Origin of the sequence: Marivita cryptomonadis (assembly GCF_002115725.1) — a bacterium.
Classification (GTDB): Bacteria; Pseudomonadota; Alphaproteobacteria; order Rhodobacterales; family Rhodobacteraceae; genus Marivita; species Marivita cryptomonadis.
The window spans coordinates 264,153-281,148 of the sequence record NZ_JFKD01000002.1; the positions used below are offsets into that span (position 1 = coordinate 264,153).

Consider the following 16,996-nt stretch of genomic DNA (forward strand, 5'->3'; position numbering starts at 1 on the left):
GTTACTTACCCAGCTTGTCGATCATCTCTTGCGTGATAAGGCAGATGCCGCTTTCGGTGCGTCGGAACCGCTTGGCATCTTCCTTGGGATCTTCACCCACGATCAGTCCCGGCGGGATTTTCACACCCCGATCGAGGATCACGTTCTTGAGGTAGGCGCGGCGTCCCACCTCGGCATAGGGCAGGGCGACCACCCCTTCGAGCTGCGAGAACGAATGCGTCTTCACGCCCGTGAACAGCAGGCACCGATAAAGCGACGACCCCGAAATGATACACCCACCCGACACCATCGACGACACCGCTTGTCCGCGACGGCCTTCTTCGTTGTGGATGAACTTGGCCGGCGGCGTCAGTTCCGAATAAGTCCAGATCGGCCAGTCGGTGGCGTAAATATCAAGCGCCGGTTCAAAATCGGTGAGGTCGATATTGGCCTGCCAATAGGCGTCGATTGTGCCCACGTCGCGCCAGTAAGGTTCGGTCTCAAGCCCCGACATCACGCAAGAGCGGCTGAAGGGATGGGCCCGCGCGCCGCCTGCGGCAACGATACCCGGAATGATGTCCTTGCCGAAATCGTTTTCCGACTCCGGGTTCTGAGCGTCTTTTTCAAGGATCTCGTAAAGATACTCGGCCTCGAAAACGTAGATGCCCATGCTGGCCAGAGATTTGGTCTCGTCACCGGGCATTGTGGGGGGATCGGCTGGCTTTTCCACGAAATCGAGGATCTTGTCGCTGTCATCCACAGCCATCACGCCAAAGCCTTTGGCCTCTTCGCGTGGCACGGCGATACAGCCCACCGTGACCTTGGCACCAGAGCGGACATGCTCTTCGATCATCAGCGAATAGTCCTGCTTGTAGATGTGGTCACCTGCAAGGATCACTACGTATTTTGGACCATACCCACGAATGACCGAGATGTTCTGGGTCACGGCATCGGCGGTGCCTTTGTACCAGTTGTCTTCGTTGATCTGCTGCGAGGCGGGCAGGATATCCAGCGATTCGTTGCGTTCCGCCCGAAAAAAGCTCCAGCCGCGTTGCATGTGCCGGATGAGGCTGTGCGCCTTGTATTGCGTGGCGACACCAATGCGCCGGATGCCGGAATTCACGGCATTGGATAGGGCAAAGTCGATGATGCGTGTCTTGCCGCCGAAATAGACGGCGGGTTTGGCGCGGATGTCGGTCATTTCTTTCAGGCGGCTCCCCCGTCCGCCAGCCAGAATGAACGCCATGGATTGCTGCGCCAGGCTGAACCTGTCTTCTCTCATGTCTTTCCTCCCCCTTTTTGTCATCTGCGCTCTCAACTGTCTGACAGTTGAAAGAACACGGTCGCCAGCGGCGGCACGGTGATCTCGATGGAATATGGGCAGCCGTGCATCGACATCTCCTGTGCGTCAGCACCGCCCGGATTGCCCGTGTCCGTTCCGCCATAGATCGCGGCGTCCGAATTCAGCCTTTCGGCCCAATGGCCCGCATGCGGCACGCCGATGCGGTAATTGGTGCGCGGCACGGGGGTAAAGTTCGACACCACCAGAACCGGCGGTGTGCCCTCTTTGCCGTAGCGCACCCACGAAAACACCGAATCCGCCGCGTTGCCGCCGTCGATCCAGCGGAAGCCGTCTTCGGATGTGTCTTTCTCGTAAAGCGCGGGTGTCGTGCGGTAGAGCGTGTTCAGATCGCGCACGAGGCTCTGCATCCCTTTGTGCGGCGCATGGTCCAACAGATGCCAATCAAGACTGGTTTCGTTGTTCCATTCGCCGCCTTGGGCAAATTCGCAGCCCATGAACAACAGCTTCTTGCCGGGATGGCCCCACATGAACCCGTAATAGGCGCGCAGGTTGGCAAAGCGCTGCCAGTCATCGCCCGGCATCTTGCCCAACATCGACCCTTTGCCATGCACGACTTCGTCATGGCTGATCGGCAGAATGAAGTTTTCCGAGAACGCGTAGTGCAGCCCAAAGGTCATCTTGTCGTGGTGGTATTTACGGTTGATCGGGTCTTCGGCCATGTAGCGCAGGGTGTCGTTCATCCACCCCATGTTCCACTTGAACCCGAACCCCAGACCACCACTGCTGGTCGGCGCGCTGACCCCCGGAAAGGCGGTGCTTTCCTCGGCGGCGGTCAGGATGCTGTCATCGGCGGCATAGACCACCTCGTTCATGCGCTGCATGAAGGCGATGGCTTCAAGGTTCTCGCGCCCGCCGTCCTTGTTGGGCACCCATTCGCCCTCTTTGCGCGAATAATCGCGGTACAGCATGGAGGCCACCGCATCCACGCGCAGCCCGTCGATATGGTATTCCTCGAACCAGAATTTCGCGTTGGCGATCAGGAAGTTCTGCACTTCCGTCCGGCCATAGTTGTAGACCAGCGTGTTCCAGTCGGGGTGGAACCCTTCTTTGGGGTCGGCATGTTCATACAGCGGCGTGCCATCGAACTGGCCCAACCCGTGTTGGTCGGTCGGGAAATGCCCCGGCACCCAGTCGATGATGAGGCCCAGACCCGCCTGATGGCAGGCATCGACAAAGGCGCGAAACTCTTGTGGTGTGCCGAACCGTGATGTGGGCGCGAACAGGCCCACCGGCTGATACCCCCACGACCCGCCGAACGGGTATTCGGACACGGGCGTCAATTCGATATGGGTGAAGCCCATGTCGCGAGCGTAATCTACCAGCATCGACGCATGTTCAAGATAGGTCAGCGACCGGTTGCCCTCTTCCGGCACGCGCCGCCAGCTTTCCAGATGCACCTCGTAGATCGAAATTGGCTGGTCGATCTTGTGCTTTGCCCCGCGCTTGGAGAGCCAACCGGCATCGGACCACTCATACCCGCGCAAGTCGCGCACAACTGAAGCGGTTGCGGGCGGGAGTTCCGCGCCAAACCCCACCGGGTCGGCCTTAAGCGGAAGCAGATTGCCCGCGCCATCGATGATTTCGTATTTGTAGACGGTGCCATCGCCCAGACCGGGCAGGAAAATCTCGTGCACGCCAGTCGCACCCCGGCGGCGCATCACGTGGCGGCGACCGTCCCAGCCGTTGAAATTGCCAACCACGGACACCCGCGATGCATTTGGTGCCCAAACAGCGAAATGCGTGCCCTCAACGTCTTGATGTGTGCAGACATGGGCACCAACGGCATCCCAAAGCTGGTTATGTGTGCCTTCGCCCAGAAGATACTCGTCCATCTCGCCCAGCTTGGGGCCAAAGGCATAGGCGTCCTGTTCCTCCCAAACATCACTGCCGCGGGTCATGCGCAGATGGTAGTCAAACCGCTTTTTCCGGCGCGGGATCACGCCTGCGAACAGACCATCGGCCACCCGCTCCAACGTCACCAGCGCCCGACCGGTCTTGGCGTCGATTACCTCTACGCTGTCGGCCTCCGGCCGCATCGCCCGCATAACCAGCGCGCCATCCACCTCGTGCAAGCCCAAAACGGCGAATGGATCGCCATGCCGTCCTTGGGCGATGTCGTTTGCGGTCTTTGCGTCGATCAGAGGCGCTGCCTGTGTCATGCCGATTTCTCAAGCTTGGCTTGGGTCACGCTCTTGGCCCCCCAGATATCGCGGGCATAGCCCTTGATCGTACGGTCGGACGAGAACCAGCCCATGCTGGCCGTGTTCACCAGCGCCATCGCGGCCCAGTTCGCCGGGTTGCGATAAGCGGTGTCCGCGCGGCGCTGCGTGTCGAAATAGCTGTCGAAATCGCAGGTCACGAGGAAATAGTCATGGTCATAAAGCATCCCCACAAGACCATGATAGCGGCTTGGATCGTGCGGTGCAAAACGCCCCTCGGCGATTTGGCCAAGCACCCGTTGCAAACGCGGGCTGGCCTCGATCGCGGCGCGGGAATAGCCGTGATGCGTGCGGCGCTCCATCACTTCCTGTGCGGTCAGGCCGAAGAGGAAGAAGTTTTCCGACCCGACATGATCACGGATTTCCACGTTCGCGCCGTCCAGCGTGCCGATGGTCAGCGCACCGTTCAGGGCGAACTTCATGTTGCCGGTGCCCGACGCCTCTTTGCCCGCGGTCGAGATCTGTTCAGACAGGTCTGCGGCTGGGATCAGCCGTTCGGCCATCGTCACATTGTAATTTGGGGGATACACGATTTTGAGCTTATCGTCGGTGACGGGGTCAGTGTTGATCACATGTGCCACGTCATTGATCAGGCGAATGATGTCTTTGGCCACGAAATATCCCGGCGCCGCCTTGCCGCCGAAAATCTTTACTCGCGGTGTCCAGTCTGCGTTCGGGTTATCGCGCATGTCATTCCACAACGCGACAGTCTCCAAAAGGTTCATCAATTGACGTTTGTATTCGTGGATACGCTTGATCTGCACGTCGAACATCGCGTCGGGGTCAAGCGTCACGCCCATCGTCTCACTGATCCAGTTCGACAGGTTAACCTTGTTCTCGCGCTTGGACGCGGTGAAGGCTTCGATAAACGCCGCATCGTCGCGCTTGGATTTGAGCGCGGTCAGCTGTTCCAGATCAGCCACCCAGTCTTCACCGATGGTGTCAGTGATCAGATGGCGTAGCGATGGGTTGCAGCCATAAAGCCAGCGGCGCGGCGTGATGCCGTTGGTCTGGTTGATGATCCGGGTCGGGTGAATGCGGTGCAGATCGGCAAAGACCGTTTCTTTGACCAGTTCGGTGTGCAGCGCGGAAACACCGTTGACCTTGTGCGTCATTATGAACGCCAACTCGCCCATGCGCACATCGCCGTGCTCTAGGATACGTGGGCTGTCCGGGAATTCGGTCTGATGCGCATGTTCGATAGCGCGGATGATCTCAAGATGGCGCGGCAGAATGCGGCCCATCAGATGTTCGCTCCACCGTTCCAATGCTTCGGGCAGCAGGGTGTGGTTGGTGTAGGCCAGACATTTGCGCGCGAGCGGGATTGCCTCGTCCATCGGGATCGCGTGCTCGTCCACCAGAATGCGCACCAGTTCCGGACCAGCGATGGCCGGGTGCGTGTCGTTCAATTGGATCGCCACGTAATCGGGCAGCGCGCGGATATCGTCGTGGTCTTTCAAATAGCGGCGCAGCAGGTCCATGAGAGACGCGGCGGTAAAGAAATACTCTTGCTTGAGGCGCAGTTCCTTGCCGCTTTCGGTGGTGTCGTCGGGATACAGCACCCGGCTGATCGTCCGGGCCAAAGCCTCGGACCGGCCCGCGGCAAGGTAATCACCGCGGTTAAAGCTTTCGAGGTCGAACTCCTTGGCGGGCTCTGCCGACCACAGCCGCAGCGTGTTGCCCCATTCGCCCTTCCACCCGACGACCGGCGTGTCATGTGCCGTTGCCATCACCACTTCGCCGGGGTGCCAATGTGCCTTGCCTTCATGGTGTTCGACATGCCCGCCAAAGCCGATCCGATAGCGCGCTTCGGGGCGTTCGAATTCCCACGCATGGCGCTGGGTGAGCCACGTCTCGGGCTTCTCGACCTGTTGACCTTGGGCAAAGCTTTGCTCGAACAATCCGTGTTCATACCGGATTCCATAACCGAAGGCCGGAATGCCCAGCGTGGCCAGTGAATCCATGAAACACGCGGCCAAACGCCCAAGCCCACCATTGCCAAGTGCTGCGTCCGGTTCGTCATGCACGATGGTGTTGTAGTCCTGACCCAATTCGGCAATCGCCGCTTTGACCGTGTCTTCCATCCGCAGGTTCGAGATCATGTCTTCGATCAGACGCCCGATCAGGAATTCCATCGATAGGTAATAGACCCGCTTTGGCGATGCCTCGTAAGTTTCCTTGGTCGACTGGAACCATGTCTCGACCATCTGGTCCCGCAAAACGAGCGACACTGCGATCCGCCAATCATAGGTCGATGCGTTTTCGGCATCCTTGCCCAGCGAATATTTCAGACGGTTCAGAATATCGGTTTTCATGCTCATCCAGATGGGTTCCACGGTGGGTTCAAGATTTACGATAGCGCTAACATAAGTCCCTCATACCCGAAAACGCACCAAATACCATTGCGCATTTTGCAGGGGTGGTCGCCGTATTCGTCATGGTGAGGGCCATGTGACACCAGTATGTCTTTATGGAATAGACCCATTGCGGCGCAGATCAAGGCGCCGCTTTGTGGCTCGGCCAGCGCGTCACTCCGCTGTCACACTGTGGGCAAGCTGTATTTCTGGAGACCGGCCGCGTTGAAATTCTCTGGCGAAAGCCAGCGTTCGAAGCGTTGCTTCAGGCCTGGCCATTCGCTGTCGATGATCGAGAACCACGCGGTATCCCGGTTCCGACCCTTGTAATGCGTTGCCTGCCGGAACGTCCCTTCATAGGTGAACCCCAACCGCTGTGCCGCCTTGCGCGATGGCGCGTTCAGGGCGTCGCATTTCCATTCGTAGCGGCGATAGCCCAGCTCATCAAAGGCGCGCTGCATCATCAGGAACTGGAACTCGGTCGCGGCGCGGGTGCGTTGCAGGTCGGGAGACAGGTTGATGTACCCAACCTCGATGCTGGAACTGGACGGGGCAATACGTAAATAGCTTGCGTGACCCACGGCACGGCCATCGACTAGGATCGTATGCATCAGCGGGTCATCCCAAGATACCGCCTCTTCGACCCATGCGCGAAACGTGGCAGGGTCGTGGTAGGGGCCGTTGGGCAGATAGGTCCAGATGCGGTCTTCAGTGTCTGCGCGAAAGGCGTTGTAAAGATCATCCGCGTGATCCGCGCAAAGCGGCACCACAGAACAATACCGCCCCACCATATCAGTGCGCGGCGGCACCGGGCGGGGCGATGTGTCGGCAAGAGGTAAGCCAACGGGTTGGCCCAACGCGTTCAGGCGCTGGCCCGTGATCAGAGGGTCACTCACCCAAATTCGCGGCCAAGGGACTCGTCAACCGATGCAATGATCTGGTCGATGTCATCCTTGGTGGCGATCAGCGCGGGGCTGAAGCAGAGCGTGTTGTTGTACCCGGGCAGGGAGCGGTTGGTTGCACCAATGATGATGCCTTGCTGCATGCAGTCCGCGACCACTTTTTGAACCCGCTTTTCCGCCATCGGCTTGCGGGACTCGCGATCCACGACCAGTTCGGCACCAAGGAACAGACCCTTGCCACGCACATCGCCGATCACGCTGTGCTTGTCGGCCAGTGCATGAAGCTGGTCCAGCATGTAGTGGCCCATCGCCGTGGTGTTTCCAAGCAGGTCTTCGTCTTCGATGATCCGCATGTTTTCCAGCGCCGCTGCCGGGCCAGCCGTGCAGCCACCAAAAGTGGAAATGTCACGGAAATAGTTCATCGGATCGTCGGCATTGTCCTTGAACATCGAGAACACATCCTCGGTGGTCACAAGGCAGGCAATCGCGGCATAGCCCGAGGCCACACCCTTGGCCATCGTCACCATGTCGGGCTGCACGCCGTAATGCTGGTAGCCGAACCATGTGCCGGTGCGGCCCACGCCGCAAACCACTTCGTCGATATGCAGCAGGATGTCGTACTTGCGGCAAATCTCTTGAACGCGGTCCCAGTAGCCCTGCGGCGGTGTGATCACGCCGCCCCCTGCGGTCACCGGCTCGAGGCAGAGGCCGCCCACGGTGTCCGGACCTTCGCGCAGGATCACCTGTTCGATCTGGTCAGCGGCCCATTCGCCGTAATTCTCGGTCGGTGCGCCCTGATCGCCTGCGCGGTACTCAAGGCAATGCGGCACGCGCACGAAACCGGGGGTGTAGGGCCCGTACTGCGCGTTGCGCTCGTCCTGACCACCTGCCGACAGACAGCCGATGGTGGTGCCGTGGTAGTCGCGGTCGCGGTAAAGGATCTTGTGCTTGGTTCCGCCATAGCGCTTGTGCGCGATCTGGCGGATCATCTTGAACGCCTTCTCGTTCGCCTCGGACCCGGAGTTGGTGTAATACACCCGCGTCATGCCCGGCATCTTGGAAATCAGCTTTTCCGAGAACAGCGCACCGGGGATCGACCCGGCAGACCCCGCGAAATAGTTGAGCTTCAAGAGCTGGTCATAGACAGCCTTTGCAATGCTTTCGCGGCCATAGCCCACGTTCACAGTCCAGACACCGCCGGACACGGCATCAAGATGCTCTTTGCCCTTCTGGTCCCAGACCCGCATGCCCTTGCCTTCGACGATGATCCGGGGATCGTTTGTCTCGAAGGGTTTGTGCTGGATCAGGTGGTGCCACACATGGGCGCGATCGGCTTCGACCACGTGGCTCAGGTCGTTCTTGGTCAGTGTACCGTCCATGGTCGTCACCTCCGTTTGAGAATCACAATGGGCCGGATGCGACAGTCGCTCTGGCGCTTTCATCTTGATCAGAACAGGTGTCCGGCGTTAGGGCCAGACCTATTGGACAGATAAGTCCAAATAACGAGGCGTGCCGACCCGCCCTGCCAAAGCTTTCAGCGGTTCAAGACCCGTCTGTTGCTGTTGCATCCGCAGGTGCACCGCTGATCAGACCCATAAGCATGGCAATCTGTTGATCCAGCCATGCCCGAAGCTGATCGACCAGCGTTACATAAGACTCCATAGGAGCCGTCAACTGCGGCACGGTTTCGCCGACCTGCGGTGCATACACGTAAACCGCCGCAGCAATAGCGAAAAGCAGGATCGCGTAGATGAAACCGCGGCCAAAGCCACCGGAGGGTTCGTCGTCATCTTCCAAATCGGCCTGAACGCTGCGCATTTCCTTGCGTTCGTTCGAAGCGCGTAGGGTCTGATTGATCTCTTCTACGTCCGGCAGCATGTCGCGTCGGGATTTTGGGCGGTCCGCGACAGCCGAGGCCGCGGCAGCCACTGCAGCGGCATCAGGGTCTTCGCCACGTAGCTTGCGCATCCGTTCCTGCGCTTGGCGGGCACGTTTTGCTGCCTCGTCCTCGGGTTCTTGCAACCCAAGATCTGGCTGCTCTTCAAGGCTCCCGCCATGGGCCTGACGGGCGCGGGCTTCAAGCTCGGCCTCTTCGCGCAGGATGTCCGCGACCGACGGGTCCAATTCACGGCGCTTGGGTGGCGTCGATGTCGGGGTGCTGCCCGGTGCGGCCTCTTGATTGACGGAAGGACGGTCGCCGACATCCGCATCCACCTCGGGGTGCCAAACGGCATCTTTCGGGGCTTTCGCTTCGGCTTCAAGAGCTTCCGGAGTGGCGCTGCGATCAGGGGCTTGGAACCACGTGTTGCCGCAATTGGAACACTGAACGTCCCGGCCATCTTCTGGGATGACATCGTCCGGGACTTCGTACTGCGCCCCACAACTCGGACATTTCAGCCGCATATTGCCTGTTGCCCCTTAACCCAGTTGGCCTGAATTTTGCGGCCAATTCACATGCTCCTTGGTGAAATCGCACAATAGGCGTGGGTTTGCGCATGTAAATGCCTATTGTGGCTGTCCCGGCGCATTGAAACCTGCACGATGCTCAGGCACAACAACGCCGAACCAGTGGCAGGGACCAGACCGCCGTGATCGAGTTGGAAAATGTGGCCTATAGTTATGGCGGCGGAGAATTGTTGACGGATATGACCCTGAACGTGGCACCGGGGTCGTTTCATTTCCTTACCGGCCCGTCAGGATCGGGAAAAACCACTTTTCTCAAACTGTGCTACGGCGCGCTTCAGGCAACGGCCGGACATGTCCGATTGTTCGACCGGGATGTGCGTGGCCTGAGCCGGGATGACGTCGCGATCCTGCGCCGCAAGATCGGTGTGGTACATCAGGATTGCCAGTTTCTTGACCATCTGCCCGTGACCGAAAACGTCGCCTTGCCGCTTACGGTGTCCGGACAGGATCCGGGTGGTGCTGATGCCAATCTCAAAGAGCTTTTGGCATGGGTCGGGTTGACCGGTCGGGCCGATGCGCTGCCGCCCGAACTCTCTGGCGGCGAACGCCAGCGTGCGGCATTGGCCCGTGCGGTGATCATGTCGCCTGACGTGATCCTTGCGGACGAACCCACCGGCAATATCGACTGGGAGATGTCACAGCGCCTGCTCACGCTGCTGGTCGAACTCAACCGGATGGGCAAAACGATTATGATCGCCACCCATGATCTGGGCCTGATCCGGGCGGCCAAGGCACAGGTGCAGACACGCGTTCTGCGGATCTCGAACCGCAGGCTTCAGATGGCCGGAGCCGACCTGTGAGGCTCGACCTGCGCACAGCGGCACGGATGCTGCAATTTGATGAACGCGCGGATCGTGTCGTGCCACCGACGGGCTTCACCGCGCGTCTGACCTTGTTCAGCGCCTTTGCGATGTCGTTCCTCGTGGTCTTTGCGCTGGCCTTGTCCTTGGCTGCGGGTCGCGTGGCAGATCGCTGGGGCAATGAACTCGCACAATCCTCGACCCTGCGCATTTCTGCCCCCGCAGGCGAAGTGGCGACCCAGACCGAAGCAGCCCTGCGTGTATTGCGGACCACACCGGGTGTCGTCGATGCCCGCGCACTTACATTGGACGAGCAACGCGCGTTGCTGAGCCCGTGGTTTGGTGCCGATCTGCCCATCGACGACCTGCCGCTGCCACAACTGATCGACATCACCGAGACTGATGGCGGGTATGATGCCGCTGGCCTGCGCCTGCGTCTGGCCGCCGAAGCGCCTGCCGCCGTTCTGGACGACCATGCCCGTTGGCGCCGTCCCTTGATCGACGCGGCAGCCCGGCTGCGCCTGCTGGGGTGGGCGTCGATCCTGCTGATCGCCACCGCCACTGCCGCCATGGTGACGCTTGCCGCGAATGCAGCCCTTGCCGCCAATGCGCAGGTGATCGCTGTGCTGCGTTTGGTGGGGGCCAAGGACACCTATATCGCCAGCGCCTTTGTCCGGCGGTTTGCCCTGCGCGCCCTGACTGGGGCCGCCTTCGGTACGCTGACCGGGATTGTTGCGCTGATGATCGTGCCATCGGGCAGCGATAGCGCAGGCGTGCTTACAGATCTGAGCATTCAGGGCATCGGATGGGTCTGGGTTCTGCTTATCCCACCGCTGTCAGGGCTGGTCGCGTTTGTCGCCACGCGCTATGCGGCAGGACGCGTTTTGGAGGACTTGGCCTGATGGCATACGCAATCCAGTGGGTGCGCTCGCTGCTGTTCGTGATCTCGGTCTATGTGGCCATCGCGGTGGTTGGCCTTGGACTGTTCCCATGGGCCTTGGTGTCGCGCAAAGGCGCGCGCGCAGGCTGCATGAACGTTTGCCGGTACGTGCGCTGGGCTGCGCCTTGGATGATCGGGCTCAAGACCGAAATCCGGGGCACACCGCCCGACTATGAATGTATCGTTGCTTCCAAACATCAAAGCTTTCTCGACGTGTTTCTTGTCTTCTCGGCAGTGCCCGCGGGCAAGTTCATCATGAAGAGCATCCTGAAATATGCGCCTATCGTCGGTCAATACGGGCTGCGGATCGGTTGCGTCCCGGTGGACCGGGGCAAACGCGCCGCTGCGATCAAACAAATGGTCGACGGTGTGAAAAAGGGTTCGGCCACTCCGGGGCAACTCATCATCTACCCGCAAGGCACCCGCATCGCGCCGGGCGTCAAGGCCCCCTACAAGGTGGGCACGGCTGTCCTTTATGAACAGCTTGGCCAGCCCTGCGTGCCAGTTGCGGCGAATGTCGGGCTGTTCTGGCCGAAACGCGGCATCTACCGCAAACAGGGCACGGCGGTTGTCGAGTTTCTTGAGCCGATCCAACCGGGTCTGCCACGTGATGAGTTCCTGAAACTGCTGGAAACGCGGATCGAGACTGCATCGAACCGCTTGAACGAGGAGGCTGGATTCCATGCGCCGCATTGAAACAATCGAAGATCTTGAAGCGCTCTATGATGCGGCTGTTCCCGCGTCGCTGAGCAAGGTCGCCGACCATCTGACCCCAAGCTATCGCCGCTGGGTCGAAGCCGCGAAGTTCTGCGTTATCTCGACGGTAGGTGCGCGGGGCACACATGGCACGCCACGCGGTGATATCGACCCCGTTGTCCGCGTCGCTGATCCTCACACAATCCTGCTGCCGGATTGGCGCGGCAACAATCGGCTGGACGGGCTGCGTGACCTGATCGAAGATCCGCGCATCGCGTTCCTGTTCATGATCCCCGGGACCAAGACAACGGTTCGGGTCAACGGCAAGGCCTGGATCACCGACGATGCCGATCTGCGCGCGTCCTTCGAAAAGAAGAACATTCAACCTGCCACCGTCATCGTGACAGAAGTGTCCGAGGTCTATACCCAATGCGCCAAAGCGTTGATGCGGTCAGGGCTTTGGGATGGTGCGCCGCTGCCTGACGGCTTGCCGACTGTGGGAGATATCCTTGCGGACATGACCGACGGTGCTTTGGGTGGTCCGGAGTACGATGCCAACTATGAAGTGAACGCCATCCCCCGCATGTGGTGATCAGCGATGCTGGTCTATCAGCACCGGATTGCCGTCTGGGTCGGTCAGCACGATATGCGAAGGGCCTGTGCCCTCTGGGGCAGTTTCCACGTCCAGCATCAGGCCTTTTGATTTCAGGTCCGCCTGAATTGTGCGGATATCCATGAAGTCGTCCAAGGGCTGTGCCGACTGATCCCATCCGGGGTTAAAGGTCAGGGTATTCTTTTCGAGCATCCCCTGAAACAAGCCCAAAACGGTGTCTCCGCTCTTGAGCATGAGCCAGCCTGCCGACGCATCGCCACCCAGCGTTTCAAACCCGATGGCTTCGTAGAAGGTTCTTGAGGCGGTCAAGTCATTGACCGCGAGGCTGACCGAAAATGCGCCCAGATGCATGCTCTGTCCTTTCCATGTGCTAACAAGGCCGAGTGTAGCACGAAACCGGACCGTACGATGGCTTTCCAAAACCTTAACACGTGGAATGCAGGGTGCTGTCACGTTGCGCAACGAGCGGAGAGGGTCACTCCCACACCGCGATCTGAACGATGGTTTTCCGTAGTGGCGGTGACGCGCTGACCTTGAGAAACTGGTTTCATTGAGGCCCGGAAACGGGCATAGGTCCGGGGAGCGATCCCCGATATTTCGGAAGACCGTCAGCCCAACGGGGCGGCGCCGCTTCTTTCAGATTTCAGAAAAGGCTCTTTGAAGAGCCTTGATAACGCGGTTTGGAAACCGCGTGGCCAAGCGCGTTGAAACGCGCTTGGGGGAAGCCTTTTCGAAAAGGCTTCCCCCTAAACCCATGCGTTTACATGTGGATGGCACCGTCGCCGCAGGCCAGAGCCGCCTCGCGCACCGCTTCGGAATAGGTCGGGTGCGCGTGGCAGGTCAGGGCCAGATCCTCGGCCGATGCGCCGAATTCCATCGCCACACAGATCTCATGGATCAGGTCGCCCGCCATCGGGCCGATGATATGCGCGCCAAGGATGCGGTCTGTGTCCTTGTCGGCGAGGATCTTCACGAAACCATCAGCGGCAAAGTTCGCCTTGGCGCGGCCATTGCCCATGAAGCTGAACTTGCCGACCTTGTAGTTGCGGCCCGCTTCCTTGAGTTGTTCTTCGGTCTGGCCGACATTGGCCACTTCGGGGTGGGTGTAGATCACGCCCGGAATGACGCCGTAATTCACATGACCCGCCTTGCCCGCGATCACCTCGGCGCAGGCCATGCCTTCGTCTTCGGCCTTGTGGGCCAGCATCGGGCCATCAATGCAATCCCCGATGGCGTAGATGCCTTTGACGTTGGTCTGCCAATGGCTGTCGGTCTTGATCTGACCGCGCTGGGACATCTCGATCCCAAGCGCATCGAGGCCCAGCCCGTCTGTATAGGGGCGCCGTCCGGTGGAGACGAGCACCACATCCGCGTCCATCGTGTGTTCGCTGTCATCCTTGCGCAGCTTGTAGGTGACTTTGGCCTTGGACTTGGATGCGTCAACGGATTGAACGGCGGCGCCCATGGTGAATTTCAGACCCTGTTTCTGCAGCAGTTTCTGGAATGTTTTCTGGACCTCGCCATCCATGCCGGGGGTGATGGCATCGAGGAATTCGATCACTTCGACTTCGGTGCCCAAACGGCTGTAGACCGATCCCAGTTCCAGACCGATCACACCTGCGCCGATCACGATCATCTTTTTCGGGATCTTCGGCAATTCCAGCGCACCGGTCGAGGTCACGACGACTTTCTCGTCGATTTCGATACCGGGCAGGCTGCTGGCCTCGGAGCCGGAGGCCACGATGATGTTCTTGGCGTCATGCACGTCGTCGCCGACCTTGACCTTGCCCGCTTCGGGTATGGAGCCCCAGCCCTTGAGCCAGTCGATCTTGTTCTTCTTGAACAGGAATTCGATGCCTTTGGTGTTCTGGCTGATCACGTCGTCCTTGTAAGCGAGCATCTGTTTCCAGTCGACCGAGGGGCTTTTGCCTTTAAGGCCCATCTTGGCGAAGTTGTGTTCCGCTTCGTGCAACTGGTGGCTGGCATGCAGCAGCGCTTTGGAGGGGATGCAGCCCACATTCAGGCAGGTGCCGCCCAAGGTCTCGCGGCCTTCGACGCAGGCGGTTTTCAGACCCAGCTGCGCGCAGCGGATCGCGGCCACGTAGCCGCCGGGGCCTGAGCCGATGACGATGACGTCGTATTGTGCCATTTTGCGGTGTCCTTTGTATTGGGTGGGGCAAGGGGGCGCTGCCCCCGTCGCCGTTCCGGCGACTCCCCCGGAGTTTATGGGCAAGATGAAGCTACATAAGTGCGCTGAGTAGCAGGTAGAGCGTGGCTGTAAAACCAATCGCCCAGATCAGGGATCGCCACGGCACCCAACCGAAGACATAGGCGGGCACGTAGAGGACCCGCGCGGCGAGATATATGGCGCAGGCGATGGCGGTGCTGCCGTTGCCCTGTCCGGAATAGGTGATCACCATGACGGCGATGCCGAAGAGGATCAGCCCTTCGAAATGGTTGTTCATCGCCCGCTGCAGCCGCCCTGCCTTGCCGGTGAGTTGCACCGGCGTGTCGCGTGGGCTGAGCGCCTTTTTGGTGCCGACCTGCATTTGGGCTGTGACGGAGTAGGCTGCGAATTGCAGCACTTGCAGCAGGGCGGCGAGGGTGAGGGCGGTGAGTTCGGGGGTCATTTACGATCCTAGAGACTTAGTAAAACCGCCCAAAAGGCCACCAAGAAAATCACCGAACTGTGAGTAGTTTGCAGGCTCTTTACTGACATTTTTGACGGTCTGTGAAACAAGTTCGGGTGACCCATTTATGCTCACTTCTTGATTGAGCGCGGCCTGCCCGAAGGACGTCAAGTGTACGTTTTGTACCCATCCATTTGCAATTCCTCCCATCGTTCGGTGGTAAGCATGCACGCGGATAAGTCCCTCGCTCTCAAGCCACTCAAGACAGGTGTAGAAAAAGCTCGCGTAGCTGTCGTCCAACTCCAAATCACTGAATTTTAGCATCCACTCTTGAATGCCCATTTCCATAGACTTCTCCAGGATCCTTGCCATTACCAGCTGACTTTTTTGCGAATTATCCATTAAAGCATCCAAAAGCTAGCTTGCTTCAAAATGGTGCGTGAGATCATGCACCATACGCGGTGGTAGGGTGCGCGCTTGCACGCACCGTCTTTACAGATCCATCAGCAACCGGCGCGGATCCTCAAGCGCTTCTTTCACGCGGACGAGGAAGGTCACGGCGCCTTTGCCGTCGACGATGCGGTGGTCATAGCTGAGGGCCAGGTACATCATCGGGCGGATCTTGATTTCGCCGTTGATGACCATCGGGCGGTCCTGGATCTTGTGCATGCCGAGGATGCCCGATTGCGGCGGGTTCAGGATCGGTGAGGACATGAGCGAGCCATAGACGCCACCGTTGGAGATGGTGAACGTGCCGCCCTGCATTTCGGCCATCGACAGCTTGCCATCCCGGGCGCGGCGGCCTTTTTCGGCGATGGCCTTTTCGATCTCGGCAAAGCTCATCTGGTCGGCATCGCGGATGACCGGAACCACGAGACCCTGCGGCGTGCCAGCCGCGACGCCCATATGGACGAAGTTCTTGTAGACGATGTCGGTGCCGTCGATCTCGGCATTGACTTCGGGCACTTCGCGGAGCGCGTGGCAGCAGGCCTTGGTGAAGAAGGACATGAAGCCGAGGCGGACGCCGTGTTTCTTTTCAAAGAGGTCCTTGTATTCTGACCGAAGTGCCATCGTCTCGGTCATGTCCACCTCGTTATAGGTCGTCAGGATCGCGGCGGTGTTCTGCGCGTCCTTGAGGCGGCGGGCGATGGTCTGGCGCAGGCGGGTCATCTTGACCCGTTCCTCGCGCGCGGCGTCATCGGCGTTGACGGGCGCGCGTGGCGTCGGAGCGGGTGCAGATGTCTGGGCGGCAGGTGCGCTGGATGCAGCGGCCACGGCCTTGGCCACGTCTTCCTTCATCACGCGGCCATCGCGACCCGAGCCCTGAACCTGATCGGCGGAGAGGCCCGCTTCGGCCAAGGCTTTCTTGGCGGAGGGGGCGTTTTCGACATCGCCGCTGGCGCGGCCCTGGCCGGCACTGGGTGTCGTGTACTGTTCGCCACCCGCGGCATCGCTGCCCGGCACGCTTGGCGCGGCTGCAGCGCCTGCGCTGCCACCGATCACACCAAGCTTGCCACCGGCGGCAACGGTTGCGCCTTCAGCGGCGACGATTTCGGACAACACGCCAGCGGTTGGGGCGGGCACTTCGACCGAGACCTTATCGGTTTCCAACTCGCAGAGCATTTCGTCCTGCGCGACGGTGTCGCCGACTTTCTTGAACCATGTGGAAACAGTCGCCTCGGACACGGATTCACCCAAAGTGGGGACCATCACGTCAACCGATTTGCCACTGTCGCCAGAGGGCGCGGCTGCCGCTGCCGGAGCTTCGGCCTTGGCGGGGGCGGCAGTTGCTGCGCCACCTTCGGCGATATTGGCGAGCAGGGCATCGACGCCCACTGTTTCGCCTTCACCAGCCACGATATCGGCCAATGTGCCGGCAGCGGGCGAGGGCACTTCGACAGTCACCTTGTCGGTTTCCAGTTCGCACAGCATCTCGTCCACGGCAACGCTGTCGCCCGGTTTCTTGAACCATGTGGCGACCGTGGCTTCTGTCACGGATTCACCCAAGGTGGGCACACGCACTTCGGTTGTCAT

At 59.9% G+C, this 16,996-nt stretch carries 15 protein-coding genes; 4 read left to right on the top strand and 11 right to left on the bottom strand.

What is annotated here, in order from left to right; translation table 11 throughout:
* Position 1: 1 nt before the first annotated feature.
* The 6 genes from glgC to MCRY_RS03230 all read right to left on the bottom strand — a co-directional run bounded on the left by glgC (position 2) and on the right by MCRY_RS03230 (position 9,220).
* Entirely contained in the window at positions 2-1,261 is a 1,260-nt protein-coding gene (glgC, locus tag MCRY_RS03205) for a glucose-1-phosphate adenylyltransferase (RefSeq protein WP_085628030.1), read from the bottom strand.
* Between the two features lie 32 nt (positions 1,262-1,293).
* Positions 1,294-3,501 (bottom strand): 1,4-alpha-glucan branching protein GlgB, encoded by a 2,208-nt coding sequence (glgB, locus tag MCRY_RS03210; RefSeq protein WP_085628031.1) that lies wholly within the window; start codon positions 3,499-3,501, stop codon positions 1,294-1,296.
* On the bottom strand, positions 3,498-5,876 hold the full coding sequence (locus MCRY_RS03215; RefSeq protein ID WP_085628032.1) for a glycogen/starch/alpha-glucan phosphorylase: 2,379 nt from the start codon (positions 5,874-5,876) through the stop codon (positions 3,498-3,500). The genes glgB and MCRY_RS03215 overlap by 4 nt, the downstream gene beginning before the upstream one ends.
* Positions 5,877-6,100: 224 nt before the next feature.
* A complete protein-coding gene (locus MCRY_RS03220; RefSeq protein ID WP_244897872.1) occupies positions 6,101-6,811 on the bottom strand; it encodes a GNAT family N-acetyltransferase in 711 nt (236 codons plus the stop codon).
* Positions 6,808-8,196 (bottom strand): aminotransferase family protein, encoded by a 1,389-nt coding sequence (locus MCRY_RS03225; RefSeq protein ID WP_085628034.1) that lies wholly within the window; start codon positions 8,194-8,196, stop codon positions 6,808-6,810. The genes MCRY_RS03220 and MCRY_RS03225 overlap by 4 nt, the downstream gene beginning before the upstream one ends.
* Before the next feature lie 163 nt (positions 8,197-8,359).
* A complete protein-coding gene (locus tag MCRY_RS03230; RefSeq protein ID WP_085628035.1) occupies positions 8,360-9,220 on the bottom strand; it encodes a zinc-ribbon domain-containing protein in 861 nt (286 codons plus the stop codon).
* Positions 9,221-9,405: 185 nt separating this feature from the next.
* Here MCRY_RS03230 and MCRY_RS03235 point away from each other — a divergent pair, with 185 nt between their 5' ends.
* The 4 genes from MCRY_RS03235 to MCRY_RS03250 are packed head-to-tail and all read left to right on the top strand — an operon-like array spanning position 9,406 to position 12,311.
* The gene (locus tag MCRY_RS03235) at positions 9,406-10,083 is read left to right on the top strand and encodes a cell division ATP-binding protein FtsE (protein WP_085628036.1); all 678 of its coding nucleotides are present in this window, start codon (positions 9,406-9,408) and stop codon (positions 10,081-10,083) included.
* Between the two features lie 26 nt (positions 10,084-10,109).
* Positions 10,110-10,985 (top strand): cell division protein FtsX, encoded by an 876-nt coding sequence (locus tag MCRY_RS03240; RefSeq protein ID WP_085628162.1) that lies wholly within the window; start codon positions 10,110-10,112, stop codon positions 10,983-10,985.
* Positions 10,985-11,719, top strand: coding sequence for a lysophospholipid acyltransferase family protein (locus MCRY_RS03245; RefSeq protein WP_085628037.1), 735 nt, complete (start codon positions 10,985-10,987; stop codon positions 11,717-11,719). The genes MCRY_RS03240 and MCRY_RS03245 overlap by 1 nt, the downstream gene beginning before the upstream one ends.
* Complete coding sequence (locus tag MCRY_RS03250) at positions 11,706-12,311, top strand: MSMEG_1061 family FMN-dependent PPOX-type flavoprotein (protein WP_085628038.1); 606 nt, start codon at positions 11,706-11,708, stop codon at positions 12,309-12,311. The genes MCRY_RS03245 and MCRY_RS03250 overlap by 14 nt, the downstream gene beginning before the upstream one ends.
* On the opposite strand, the gene MCRY_RS03255 is transcribed toward MCRY_RS03250, so the two are convergent.
* The 5 genes from MCRY_RS03255 to odhB form a co-directional block, all read right to left on the bottom strand.
* The gene (locus MCRY_RS03255; protein WP_085628039.1) at positions 12,312-12,683 is read right to left on the bottom strand and encodes a VOC family protein; all 372 of its coding nucleotides are present in this window, start codon (positions 12,681-12,683) and stop codon (positions 12,312-12,314) included.
* 409 nt (positions 12,684-13,092) lie between these two features.
* Complete coding sequence (gene lpdA / locus MCRY_RS03260; protein WP_085628040.1) at positions 13,093-14,481, bottom strand: dihydrolipoyl dehydrogenase; 1,389 nt, start codon at positions 14,479-14,481, stop codon at positions 13,093-13,095.
* Between the two features lie 91 nt (positions 14,482-14,572).
* Positions 14,573-14,962, bottom strand: coding sequence for an MAPEG family protein (locus tag MCRY_RS03265; RefSeq protein ID WP_085628041.1), 390 nt, complete (start codon positions 14,960-14,962; stop codon positions 14,573-14,575).
* Complete coding sequence (locus MCRY_RS03270) at positions 14,963-15,364, bottom strand: hypothetical protein (protein WP_085628042.1); 402 nt, start codon at positions 15,362-15,364, stop codon at positions 14,963-14,965.
* A gap of 90 nt (positions 15,365-15,454) precedes the next feature.
* Positions 15,455-16,996, bottom strand: a complete 1,542-nt coding sequence (gene odhB / locus MCRY_RS03275) for a 2-oxoglutarate dehydrogenase complex dihydrolipoyllysine-residue succinyltransferase (RefSeq protein WP_085628043.1) — start codon at positions 16,994-16,996, stop codon at positions 15,455-15,457.

Bases quoted from the DNA above. Each gene is read 5' to 3' on its own strand.
- glgB (WP_085628031.1), bottom strand. From the start codon at position 3,501: ATGACACAGGCAGCGCCTCTGATCGACGCAAAGACCGCAAACGACATC.
- MCRY_RS03255 (WP_085628039.1), bottom strand. From the start codon at position 12,683: ATGCATCTGGGCGCATTTTCGGTCAGCCTCGCGGTCAATGACTTGACC.
- MCRY_RS03230 (WP_085628035.1), bottom strand. From the start codon at position 9,220: ATGCGGCTGAAATGTCCGAGTTGTGGGGCGCAGTACGAAGTCCCGGAC.
- MCRY_RS03250 (WP_085628038.1), top strand. From the start codon at position 11,706: ATGCGCCGCATTGAAACAATCGAAGATCTTGAAGCGCTCTATGATGCG.
- MCRY_RS03225 (WP_085628034.1), bottom strand. From the start codon at position 8,196: ATGGACGGTACACTGACCAAGAACGACCTGAGCCACGTGGTCGAAGCC.
- MCRY_RS03215 (WP_085628032.1), bottom strand. From the start codon at position 5,876: ATGAAAACCGATATTCTGAACCGTCTGAAATATTCGCTGGGCAAGGAT.
- glgC (WP_085628030.1), bottom strand. From the start codon at position 1,261: ATGAGAGAAGACAGGTTCAGCCTGGCGCAGCAATCCATGGCGTTCATT.
- MCRY_RS03245 (WP_085628037.1), top strand. From the start codon at position 10,985: ATGGCATACGCAATCCAGTGGGTGCGCTCGCTGCTGTTCGTGATCTCG.
- MCRY_RS03270 (WP_085628042.1), bottom strand. From the start codon at position 15,364: ATGGATAATTCGCAAAAAAGTCAGCTGGTAATGGCAAGGATCCTGGAG.
- MCRY_RS03265 (WP_085628041.1), bottom strand. From the start codon at position 14,962: ATGACCCCCGAACTCACCGCCCTCACCCTCGCCGCCCTGCTGCAAGTG.
- lpdA (WP_085628040.1), bottom strand. From the start codon at position 14,481: ATGGCACAATACGACGTCATCGTCATCGGCTCAGGCCCCGGCGGCTAC.
- MCRY_RS03240 (WP_085628162.1), top strand. From the start codon at position 10,110: ATGCTGCAATTTGATGAACGCGCGGATCGTGTCGTGCCACCGACGGGC.
- odhB (WP_085628043.1), bottom strand. From the start codon at position 16,996: ATGACAACCGAAGTGCGTGTGCCCACCTTGGGTGAATCCGTGACAGAA.